We start from the raw sequence: 12,118 nt of genomic DNA on the forward strand, positions 1-12,118 counted from the left end.
AAGGTGAGTGAAACAATAAAAATGGTTGTTAATTACGCAAAAAAGAGGTAGGATATGAGTATCGCTGTGATGATACCGAATACATCTGCAATAAGCATGGCCGGTATGGCGTATCGCGTTTTTTTAACATTTACCGCTCCAAAATAAAGCGCTACTATATAAAAGGTAGTATCGGCAGTACCGTATAAAACGCTTGATAAATGGCCGGTAAAGCTATCTACGCCAAATGTTTTCAAATTATCCAGCATCAGCGCTCGTGCACCCGAACCGCTTAACGGACGAAGAAAGGCGATAGGTAACACATCGGTAAAGCGGGTATCCATATTAAAATGGCTGAAGACCCATTTAAACGCGTCGCCTAAATACGTAAGGGCCCCACATGTTCTGAACAAACTTACAGCGGCAAGTAAGCCAACCAGATACGGTATAATTTTAACTGACACCTCAAAGCCTTCTTTTGCGCCATCAATAAAGGCCTCAAAAACATTTATTTTTTTACGCAACCCGCCTAAAATGAATAATACGGGTATAGATAACAATACCACATTGCTAAATACTTTTGAGAATTCTGATATTTCAGTTTTGTTTAAAAACACGGTAAGATACCAAACTAAGCCGGCAACAACTGCAGTTATACCGCCCAGCCACGCTATAATTACCCTGTCAAAAAGGTTAATGCCCTGTTTTATGCTGACGATAATGAGAGCCGCTAAGGTTGCTACATAAGATGCAACTATACAAGGGATGAAAACATCAGTAGGATCTGCAGAATTATATATAGCCCGTTGCGCTATTATGGCGATAGGTAATAAGGTTAACCCGGACGCATGCAAAGTAAGGAACATGATCTGCGCGTTGGAAGCGGTATCACTTTCCTTACCATCCTTATCTTTGTTTAATTCCTGCAAGCCACCCATGGCCTTTAAGCCGAATGGAGTAGCGGCATTATCCAAACCCAATAAGTTAGCCGAGAAATTCATCATCATCTGACCCGTAGCCGGGTGATCTTTTGGAACTTCTGGAAACAAACGGTTAAAAAATGGCCCTACAATGCGCGAAAGGAAATTAATAGCGCCTGCCTTTTCGCCTATTTTCATAATGCCCAGCCAAAGCGACATAATACCTACCAATGGCAGGGCTATCTTCATAACCGCGGCTTCAGTGGTCTCAAAAGTACCTTCCGCCATTAATTTGAATATCTCGGTATCTCCGAAAAATATCAGTTTAATAAGCCCTATAACAAAGGCTATTATAAAAAACGATACCCAGATGTAGTTTAAGGCCATATAATTTGCTGAAGTGAAAGTAAGTAATGATTTTTAATTCAGCAAAGGGAATAATGGGTTAGCCCTTTTTAAATTTGTCAGCTAGTTGCTTTAACATATCATCATTAACAGGTTTTGCGGGCTCTTCTCTTCTCTTAAAAGGTTGATTATAAGCCTGGCGCTGATTGTCTGGTCTTTTATAAGTTTGCTCAGTGTTTGATTTTATATTGTTTTCTGCAATGGTCGCTGCTGGTTCAGGTTTGTTTTGTGTTGCCTTTTGCTGCCTTTCTGCCTGTTTTCTGGCGTTCATACGGGCATAGATCTCTTCCAGTTTGCGTTTGGTATAAAGCGGGAAATCGCCTTGCATCATCCACGAATAGTAGCTTGGCTCCAGGTTAAAAACATCCTCTACCTTTTTTCCTTTATGCTTGCCAAAGTTAAAAACTTCTTCGCCTGCATCATTAAAGGCCAGGCGCCCTGCAAAATCAACGGGCCTGTGCAGGTTGGTAAATTTGTGCAGCGCTGCTACATCATTTACCACCGGGATACTTTTGTTGCCCTTTTTATCTTCCCATTCCACATCAGCGTAACGTTCTAACTGAGCAAGCAAAACTTCCATTGTAGCACGCGTATCAGCTTCGGCAGAGTGCGCATTGATAATGTCTTTGTCGCAATAAAACTTGTAAGCTGCTTTCAACGTGCGTTGCTCCATTTGATGGAAGATGTTTTGTATATCAACAAAATGCCTGTTATCCAGGTTAAATTGCACACCACCACGCAAAAACTCTTCCATCAGCATAGGGATATCAAATTTATTTGAATTGTATCCCGCCAGGTCGCTATCGCCAATAAATTCAGCTACATCAGCCGCTAAAGCATTAAATAAAGGCTCATCTTTAATATGGTCATCATAAATGCCATGTATCAATGATGATTCCAACGGAATAGGTATCCCCGGATTAACTCGCCAGGTTTTTACTTCTTCGCTGCCGTCAGGGAACAATTTTATAACTGATATTTCTACAATACGGTCAACACCAATATTTATTCCGGTTGCTTCCAGGTCGAAGAACGCCAGAGGGCGTGTAAGGTTTAATTTCATAAGTTGATGTTCGGCAGTGCCGAATTGCAAAAGTCAAAAAAAAACGGCAAAATAAGATACACTGTTAATATTATTCTATTAAAAAGATTTATCTTAACCTCACTTAAATATAACATCACAATATGAGAGCCCCCTTTTTTGCTATAATAGCTCTTTTTTTATTTACCTGCCGTGCCGGTGCTCAGGATTTTGCGTTTGGGAATATTACGCAGGAAGAAACAAGTATGGTAAACTATGTAAAAGACCCTGCGGCCCATGCGGTGGTTTTAAATGAATATGGCGATGCCCGGATAACGATGACCAACGCGGACGAAGTAAGGCTGATCTACAAGTACCACGTAAAAATTAAAATATTTGATAGCGAAGCCTTTAAAAAAGGAACGGTTGAAGTGCCTTTATATATTGGCAAGGAGCGGCAAGAGAAGATTGACGATATTGAAGGTATTACTGTTAGTACTGATGCCAATGGCGGTGTTAAGCGGGAGGAGTTGCTGAAATCGCAAATATTTACGGTGGCTGTAAACCAAACGCACGAGTTAATTAAGTTTGCTATGCCTGGTTTACGCAATGGAAGTGTTATTGAATATAGATATACAATTACTACACCTTATTTTGAAGATTTTCACGATTGGCAGTTTCAAAGTGATATCCCTAAGATCCACTCGGAATATGAGGCTCATATACCTGGTTTTTGGCAATATAATGCCGTAAAAAGGGGAGCCCTAAACCTGGACAAAAATATTTCTGAAATAGAAAGAGACTGTTTTAGTTCGCATGGTGCACAGTCGGATTGCGCGCATTTTATTTACGGTATGAATAATATCCCGGCTTTTGTTGAGGAAGATTACATGACCGCTCCCAGAAATTTTATATCAGCCCTTTACTTTGAACTGTTTGAATACACTAACCCTTTTATTGGTGGAACAACTAAATTAGCTAAAGAGTGGAAAGATGTTGATTATCAGCTTAAAAGAGATAGTTATTTTGGATCTCAAATTAAGAAAAGCGATCAGTTTAAGGATAAAATTGCCCCTGTTATTGCCGGAAAGACGGACGAACTACAAAAAGCAAAAGCGGTTTACGCGTTGATTCAGAAAAATATAAAGTGGAATGAATTTATTTCGTTCGGAAGTGAAAACGTTCGTAAAGCTTTTGAAAATCATACAGGCACTTCTGGCGATGTTAACCTGGCTCTGGTTGCGGCGCTCGCGTCAGCAGGAATAAATGTTGAGGCTGTATTGATATCAACCCGCAGCCATGGTGTAGTTAATAAACTTTTCCCGGTTATTACTGAGTTCAATTACGTATTGGCTAAGGCAAATATTGGTGGCAAAAGCTATTTACTTGACGCTACCGATCCGCTGCTTTCATTCGGTATGCTACCTATGCGCTGCCTTAACGATCAGGGCCGGGTAATGAGTCTTGATAAACCTTCCTACTGGATTGATATCAACACCCCCAACATACAAAATACAACACGCATATTTGATCTTACCTTATCAGGTGATGGAAAATTGGTAGGTAAAATAACAAATTACTCCAGAGGTTATTCCGGCTATCAAAAACGACTGGCCATAAAAAAATTCAATACGGTTGATGAATTTGTTGAAAATATGGACGAAAAACTCAGCAAAACAAAGGTTAAAAAGTTTGAAATAACCGGACTTGACAGTCTTGATGGAGCAGTTGCCGAAGTTTACGAGGTTGAAATGGATGGATATGAAGGACTAAATCACGAAAAATTAAGCTTTAATCCGTTTGTATTTAGTCAGATAACTACCAATCCGTTCAAACTTAATGAGCGCAGTTATCCTGTTGATTGGGGTATGGCGTCTGAAGAGCGTGTTATACTAAATATGAAATTGCCCGAGGGCTATGTAATTGAAAACAAGCCACAAAATACCAGTGCCGCACTACCCAACCAAGGCGGAGTGTTTATAGTTGATTATCACGAATTAGGCAACTCTTTTTCTCTGTCGCATGTTATACAATTCAGAAAATCAATTTATGCTCCGGAGGAGTACCCGTATCTCAAAGAGTTGTATAATAAAATAATCCTGTCTGAAAAAAGCGAGATGGTATTTAAGAAAAAGATATGAGAGCTGTTTTCTGGATTTCACTTTTCTGCTGCCTCAACTTTAGTGTAGCGGCACAAACCGTTTATACAGCTGCATCTATTCCTAAAGAGCTAATGCCTTACGCCAGTGCTGTGGTAAGAAATGAGGTTGTCTCTACCGAAGTTAAATCAGTTGATAATGTAATTTACCACGTTAAACGTATTGTTACTATACTTAACAAAAATGGGGATGATGAGGCCGAAGTAAATATTTTTTATGATAAGGCCAATTCAATAAAGGAAATGCATGGTGTGGTTTATGATGAATTTGGCAAACAGGTAAGTAAATTTACAGCAGGTAGTTTTAAGGATGAAAGCGCCGCATCTGATTTTTCGTTATTTGAAGACGCCCGCGTAAAGCATTATCAGCCTCAGTCCATATCATACCCCTATACTATAGAATACGAGTACGAAACCAGGTCGCGGCAATCGCTTAATTTTCATGACTGGCACCCCATGCGCTCAAGGGGCGTTGCTGTAGAGAAAAGTATATTCACATTCATTAACAGGTCTGGTTTCAACGTGCGTTACAAAGAGATTAATACCCCACAGCAAGTTGAGATAACTAACAGCCCTGAAGGTAGCAAAGTATATACCTGGAAAGTTGATAACATACATGCAGCCCGGTTTGAGCCATATGGTCCGGACCCCGATCTATATAGGATAGGTGTAAAAATAACTCTCGAAAAATTCTCATACGGCGGCATTGAAGGCACATATACAAATTGGAACGATTTGGGTAAATGGGTATATGATAAATTATTAAGAGGCCGCCAGGCTTTGACGCCCGAAACGGTTAGCCTGATAAAGCAACTTACTGCCGATGTAAAGGACCCAAAGGATAAGGCGAGGAAAATATATGAGTATATGCAGAAAAAAACGCATTACATTAGTGTCCAGATAGGTATTGGCGGTTATCAACCCTTCCCGGCATCTGATGTAGACAAGCTTAATTACGGTGATTGTAAGGCTTTGGTTAATTACATGCAGGCACTATTAGCCACCGTAAATATCAACTCGTGGTATTGCGCGGTAGCGGCGGGCTCTGATTATAAATCCAGCCTTTTGCCGGGTTTTGCCAGCATGGGGCAGGCTAACCATGTTATTTTGTGTATACCTTTTACTAATGATACTACCTGGCTGGAGTGTACAAGCCAAAAAATACCCTTCGGGTTTTTAGGTAATTTTACCGATAACCGTAATGTACTGGCCTGTACACCTGATGGTGGTAAATTGCTGCACACGCCAAAGTATATCAGCAACAATAATTTACAGGTGCGTAAGGCAAATTTTAACATTAACCACGAGGGAGAACTATCTGGCGGGATTGAAACCCGTTTTACCGGAACGCAATATGATAACCGGGAAGAACTGGTAGATAAATCAGAAACGGAAAGGCTAAAAGCAGTTGCCAGGATATACGCTATTAACAACCTTGATATAACTGAGTACGGCCTTACGCAAAACAAAACAGATGAGCCGGTCACCACGGAAACGATAAGATTTTCCGCGCCATCATATGCTTCTGTGACTGAGGGAAAAGTCTATTTTTTATTGAATGCCACTAATCGCACTGCAAGGACGCCTGCCGAGGTGAGAAATAGAACAACAGACGTTTACATAAATGATGGTTATGTTGATGAAGACGAGATAGTTTACAATCTCGCTTCCGATAGTTATCGCACAGAAAAAATACCCTTGAATATTGTAATAAGCAAGCCATTTGGAAGTTACAGCGCTACTATGCAGCTTAAAGGGAACCAATTAATTTACCACCGCAAAATTCAACTGTTGGCGGGTACGTACAGTAAAACTGTATACGATGATCTGGTTGACTTTTACCGCAGAGTTGGAGATGCCGACGCTTATGGCGTAGCATTGGTTAAGAAATGATCAACTAAAGATCCAAATGCCCAGCACAATGCCCACTATCATTATTACGTATAATAAGATCTCGTTTACGGCAAAGCGTTTATATTTTGTCCAAAAGGAGTAATCTTCTTTTTGTTTGGGCATAGCGCAAAGGTACTAATTGCATTATAAAGCTAATCGGTGTATTTCAGCTCAATTATCTGATCCAGATGATGCCGCATGTGGTCAATATAATCAATGGCCAAAAATTCAACAGTATGATCATTGCACCTGGCGTCCCAACGATCAGCAGGGTAATTGTCCAACACAACAATTATCTGCTTATTGATTAACTGCCATAAGGTAAGCAGCTCTGTTACATCAGCTTCTTCACAACGTTGGGCTGCTACCCATTCGTCCTGCGCATAGGTGAGCACAAAATCACTTTCGTAGGTACACCTTACAAACCTTTGCAGATTTACCAGGGCGCTATCTGTTAAGTGTCCTAATATTTCAATTCCCAACCACGATTCGCCGGTAGCTTGCTTTTTCCAGTCGATATCGGGAGCATGGTTACAAACAAACCGCTCAATTGTATTTAATAGATCGGCCGTTATATTTATCATGGATCATCAGGCTGAGCGGCAATAGTTTGGTTGATAATAGTGCCGCCACGAGAAAAATACTTATAGATACCGTTATCGCGCAGCCGCGCTACCATAACCCCTTTACGGGTGCTGGCATGAACAAACCAACCATTTTGCAGGTATACACCTACATGACTGAACTGCTTGCCATCAAAATCAAAAAAAACAAGATCACCCTCTTTTAGCTCGTCTTCGTACTTCCTTTTTATAACGTTTATTTGCTGCGATGTCATCCGCGGCACTTTCACGCCATATACTTCCTGTTGCAGTAATTGGGTCAGTCCGGAACAGTCTATGCCGCCTTTATCCTGTCGGCCAAATTTGTAAGGAGTGCCGGTCCATTGCTCTATAAATGCATACAGACGACCATTTTGAATATCGCGCTCTTTAACACCCATAATTTCCGAGTATTTTTCGGCAATGCTAGCCTGAGGTTTTACCATTTCGCCCGGGTGCCCTTTCATAGCCGCTTTACGGGTATGGCAGGAGGACAAAACAATAACACCAATAAATACGATCAGCGCATGTTTAAGGTAGCGATGCAGGGTCATGATTCAAAAATACACGTCATGCAAAGAATACCATCCCAAATCTTCTCAACATATCAACATCAAACAAATCCGAAATCGAAAATTCTATATTCGAAATCAAGACTTTATCAGCCTATGTATCTCATCCAGCTTCATCAAAGCCTCAACAGGGGTGAGGGTGTTTACATCAAGATTGTTAAGCGTGTCGCGAATCTTCACCAGCACCGGGTCATCAATACTAAACATCTGCATTTGCACGGCTTGCTTTTGTACTTTGCGGATACTCTCTTTAATGTGCTCGCCGCCTGTGCGTTCGTGTTCCAGCTTTTTCAAGATTTCGTTTGCGCGACTTAATACTTTTGGCGGCATGCCTGCAAGTTTAGCCACATGGATACCAAAACTGTGCTCGCTTCCACCCGGTACCAGTTTACGCAGGAAAATGATCTGGTGACCGATCTCCTTAACCGTGACATTGTAATTTTTGATACGGCTAAAGCTGTTACTCAGCTCATTCAATTCGTGGTAGTGGGTAGCAAAGAGTGTTTTTGCTTTGGCTGTAGGGTGATTATGCAGATACTCAGCTATTGACCATGCAATAGAGATCCCATCGTAAGTGGAGGTGCCGCGACCTATCTCATCCAGTAATATCAAACTTCTGTCTGATATATTGTTCAGGATACTGGCTGTTTCGTTCATCTCCACCATAAAGGTTGATTCGCCCGAAGATAGATTGTCTGATGCGCCCACGCGGGTAAATATCTTGTCAATAATGCCCAGGGACGCAGATTTAGCCGGTACAAAGCAACCCATTTGCGCCATCAGTACGATCAGCCCGGTTTGGCGCAGTAAGGCTGATTTACCCGCCATGTTAGGCCCGGTAATGATAATGATCTGCTGGCTTTCTGAATCAAGAAAAACATCATTAGTAATATAATCCTCGCCAACAGGCAGCGTTTTTTCAATAACCGGGTGGCGGCCGCCTTTAATATCAATTACCCGGCTGTCGTTCAGCTCGGGCTTAACGTAGTAGTTTTTTATAGCGATATCGGCAAAGTTGAGCAGCACATCCAGGTGGGCTATCAGCTGCGCGTTTAGCTGTACGGGTTTTATAAACTCTGCTACGGCGTACAACAATTCGTTATATAACCGGGTCTCTAACGCCAGTATCTTTTCCTCGGCACCTAATATCTGCTCTTCGTATTCCTTTAGTTCCGGGGTTATATAGCGCTCCGCGTTTACAAGCGTTTGCTTGCGGATCCAGTCGGTGGGTACCTTATCGCGGTGGGAGTGGGTTACTTCCAGGTAATAACCAAATACATTATTGAAGGACACTTTAAGTGATGGTATCCCTGTGCCTTCTGCTTCACGTTTCTGTATCTCCAGCAAATAACCTTTACCCCCGAAAGCTATTTTACGCAGGCGGTCCAATTCCTCATCAATACCATCATTCATCACCGATCCTTTTATCAGCATTACCGGCGGCTCGGGATGAAGTTCCTTCGCTATTTTTTCGCAAATTATACCACAGGGGTTCAGTTGCTCGCCAATAGCCTTTAGCGGTAAGCTATCAGATGTTTCGCAGATTTTTTTGATATCAGCAATAGCCGTTAACGCTTTTTTAAGCTGGCAAACCTCGCGCGGGTTGGCCTTTTGCAAGCCGATCTTAGATATCAGCCTTTCCAGATCGCCTATTTGGCGGATGTGCTGCTGCAGGGTCTCGCGTAGTTCTTCCCTGCCTATCAGGTATTCTACAACGCCCAGACGGTCGTTAATTGGTTTTAGCTCTTTAAGCGGCATTACAATCCAGCGGCGCAGCAGGCGGGCACCCATGGGCGAGCAGGTATGATCCAACACTTCAACCAGCGTATGCGCGTTCTCATTGGCCGAACTTATCAGTTCCAGGTTACGCACGCTAAAACGATCCAGCCACAGGTAACGGTCCTCTTCAATACGGCTGATGGACGAGATATGCTGAAGGTTTCTGTGCTCTGTTTCATTTAAATAATGCAACGCCACACCGGCAGACACAATACCTAAATTAAGCTTATCAATGCCAAAGCCTTTTAAAGATTTTACACCGAAGTGCTTCAACAGCGTCTCGTAAGCATAATCACCGCTGTAGGGCCATTCATCAAGCGTGTAGGTGTAGTAGCGGTCGCCGTAGTTTTCTTTAAACTCCGTTTGACGGGATTTTTGATAGATTATCTCGCTGGGGTTAAAACCCTGCAAAAGCTTATCAATGTAATCGCTATTGCCTTGCGCGGTTAAAAACTCGCCTGTTGATATATCAATAAAAGCCGCGCCGATGCTGTTCTTCTCAAAATATAAGGAAGCCAGGTAGTTATTGCTTTTTTGTTGAAGGATATTATCATTGGTTGAAACGCCGGGCGTAACCAGTTCGGTAACGCCACGCTTTACTATGGTTTTGGTGGTTTTTGGGTCTTCCAGCTGATCGCAAATAGCTACGCGCTGACCCGCACGCACCAGTTTGGGCAGGTAAGTATCCAGTGAATGGTGCGGAAAGCCCGCCAGCTCTATATGCGTTGCCGCGCCGTTGGCCCTGCGGGTAAGGGTAATGCCCAATATGCCTGATGCCTTAATGGCATCCTCGCCAAAGGTTTCGTAAAAATCGCCTACACGAAAAAGCAGCAACGCGCCGGGGTACTTGGTCTTAATGGCATTGTACTGCTGCATTAAGGGCGTTTCTTTAGTTGCGTCTTTGGCCAAGCGTTTTACTCCTTTTTAACTGAACGGGTAAAGTTAATGCATTGCCGCTGCTTTAGCTGCATTGTTGAAAATTTGACGATTTGTGGAAAGCGACGTGTTGCAAAGAATATGCAACAGTTTGCAACACTTGCAACAGTGTTTTTTGCATTCAGTTGACTATTAGTTATTTACGAGTATTATAAGTTTAAACATGCAACACTTTGCAACACACTTATTCGTCAGTAAATTTAGCTGTGAATTGTAGTTAAGTTATTGTTTTTCAGATGATTGAAAAATGGAAAATTATCGCGTTTTTTTGTGTCCCCTTGCAACACCTTAATTATTCAATCGCCTGCATGCTCAACCAACTTTATGGTAGTAAAGAGACTACTGGCATGGTAGTCATGCGAGGTTTTAATTTACGGACAGGGCAGGGGGATGTTCCCCAAACAGAGATAATAAGCATTTGCCTGTTGTGCAGAGATTGCTTCATATCCTCGCGATGATGTGCAGCGTACATTATTTATATTCAATTGCTTATAAATAATTATTTACCTTATCTTCAAAAAACCAAATTCATCACAATGTCTTCTAAAAAGTTAAAAAACCGTTGGTTAATCGCGGCTTCGGCGGTAGGTATCCATATTGCTATTGGTTCTGTTTATGCCTATTCTGTAATGACCAATCCCGTTAAAGATATTTTTGGTGTTGATGAAGCTACAATTAAATGGTCGTTTAAAATAGCCATTTTGTTTTTGGGCTTATCGGCCGCTTTTATGGGTAAATGGGTAGAACGGGTTGGGCCAAGGGTAAGCGGTACCGTTGCCGGTATATTTTACGGTGCGGGCATTTTAGGTGCTGGTGTGGCTATTCAAACAGGTTATATGCCTTTGTTTCTTTTTTGCTACGGCGTTATTGGTGGCATTGGTTTAGGCATAGGCTACATAACGCCGGTAAGCACGCTGGTAAAATGGTTTCCGGACAGGAGGGGCCTGGCAACGGGTATGGCCATTATGGGGTTTGGATTTTCGGCGTTGATATTTGGGCCGCTGATGCAGGCGCTGTTTGATGCGGTAAGCGTTATAAGCGCTTTTTATATTTTGGGTGTGGTTTACCTGGTTCTGATCTTATCGTCTGCCAGGTACATTGAGAAACCGCCCGAAGGCTATTTGCCCGAAGGGTACAAACCCGGGGAAGGAAAAAGCATAAAAACAGACCTGGCCTATATGGGTGCCAATGATTCTTTAAAAACAGCACGTTTTTATTACATCTGGATAATGATGTTTATTAACATCACCTGTGGCATTGCCGTAATAGCGGCTGCAAGTCCGCTAATGCAGGAGCAGTTGCACTACACGCCAATGCAGGCCGCCGCTGTAGTTGGTTTAATAGGTGTGTTTAACGGCTTGGGTAGAATAATATGGTCGGGTTTGTCTGATTATTTAGGGCGATCAAACATCTACGTTCTGTTTTTTGCGTTTCAGGCCCTTGCCTTTTACTTGCTGCCGGGAATACGGAGCGAGCTATTGTTCCTCATTATCATCTTCACTATCATTACCATGTATGGCGGCGGATTTGCCGCGTTACCTGCTTTTTTGGGCGATCTGTTCGGCACCAGGCAATTGGGTGCCATACACGGCCTGGTATTAACCGCTTGGGCATTGGCAGGTGTGGCGGGCCCAACAATTTATGATGTGGTGAAAAAGGCAACCGGATCTTTAACAATAACCTTGCAGGTATTTTCCGGTTTATTTATTATCGCCCTATTGGTGTCGCTGTTGATGAACGTAAATATTAGGAAAATCCGTCGCGGTCAAAAATTTGGTGCTTCTTCTGGGGTGGTAGTTTAAATAATTTTCGTTCCGGGGAGGGTAGCGCGCGCCAGCAATGGTCCGGCGTCT

Annotated in this window: 9 protein-coding genes; 3 read left to right on the top strand and 6 right to left on the bottom strand. The window is 42.4% G+C overall.

Annotated elements, in window-relative coordinates; translation table 11 throughout:
- Positions 1-32: 32 nt before the first annotated feature.
- Together ACFQZS_RS08870 and ACFQZS_RS08875 are read right to left on the bottom strand one after the other, a co-directional pair.
- Entirely contained in the window at positions 33-1,286 is a 1,254-nt protein-coding gene (locus ACFQZS_RS08870) for a nucleoside recognition domain-containing protein (protein WP_377099340.1), read from the bottom strand.
- A gap of 58 nt (positions 1,287-1,344) precedes the next feature.
- Positions 1,345-2,367 (bottom strand): exonuclease domain-containing protein, encoded by a 1,023-nt coding sequence (locus ACFQZS_RS08875; protein WP_377099342.1) that lies wholly within the window; start codon positions 2,365-2,367, stop codon positions 1,345-1,347.
- Between the two features lie 122 nt (positions 2,368-2,489).
- On the opposite strand from ACFQZS_RS08875, the gene ACFQZS_RS08880 reads away from it, so the two are divergent.
- Positions 2,490-4,466: a transglutaminase domain-containing protein gene (locus ACFQZS_RS08880; RefSeq protein WP_377099345.1), complete on the top strand. Its 1,977-nt coding sequence runs from the start codon at positions 2,490-2,492 to the stop codon at positions 4,464-4,466.
- Entirely contained in the window at positions 4,463-6,376 is a 1,914-nt protein-coding gene (locus tag ACFQZS_RS08885; protein ID WP_377099347.1) for a DUF3857 domain-containing protein, read from the top strand. Before ACFQZS_RS08880 ends, ACFQZS_RS08885 begins: the two co-directional genes overlap by 4 nt.
- Here ACFQZS_RS08885 and ACFQZS_RS08890 read toward each other — a convergent pair whose 3' ends face one another.
- The 4 genes from ACFQZS_RS08890 to mutS all read right to left on the bottom strand — a co-directional run bounded on the left by ACFQZS_RS08890 (position 6,377) and on the right by mutS (position 10,238).
- Positions 6,377-6,499, bottom strand: a complete 123-nt coding sequence (locus ACFQZS_RS08890; protein WP_377099349.1) for a hypothetical protein — start codon at positions 6,497-6,499, stop codon at positions 6,377-6,379. It abuts the gene before it with no gap.
- 29 nt (positions 6,500-6,528) lie between these two features.
- Entirely contained in the window at positions 6,529-6,960 is a 432-nt protein-coding gene (locus ACFQZS_RS08895; protein ID WP_377099350.1) for a DinB family protein, read from the bottom strand.
- Positions 6,957-7,532, bottom strand: coding sequence for a C40 family peptidase (locus ACFQZS_RS08900; protein ID WP_377099352.1), 576 nt, complete (start codon positions 7,530-7,532; stop codon positions 6,957-6,959). Before ACFQZS_RS08900 ends, ACFQZS_RS08895 begins: the two co-directional genes overlap by 4 nt.
- Before the next feature lie 96 nt (positions 7,533-7,628).
- A complete protein-coding gene (gene mutS / locus ACFQZS_RS08905) occupies positions 7,629-10,238 on the bottom strand; it encodes a DNA mismatch repair protein MutS (protein WP_377099354.1) in 2,610 nt (869 codons plus the stop codon).
- Positions 10,239-10,801: 563 nt separating this feature from the next.
- Between mutS and ACFQZS_RS08910 the strand changes: the two genes are divergently transcribed.
- The gene (locus tag ACFQZS_RS08910; RefSeq protein WP_377099355.1) at positions 10,802-12,067 is read left to right on the top strand and encodes an L-lactate MFS transporter; all 1,266 of its coding nucleotides are present in this window, start codon (positions 10,802-10,804) and stop codon (positions 12,065-12,067) included.
- The last annotated feature ends 51 nt before the right edge of the window (positions 12,068-12,118 follow it).

It is taken from the genome of Mucilaginibacter calamicampi, assembly GCF_042676765.1.
In the GTDB taxonomy this organism is placed as follows: domain Bacteria; phylum Bacteroidota; class Bacteroidia; order Sphingobacteriales; family Sphingobacteriaceae; genus Mucilaginibacter; species Mucilaginibacter calamicampi.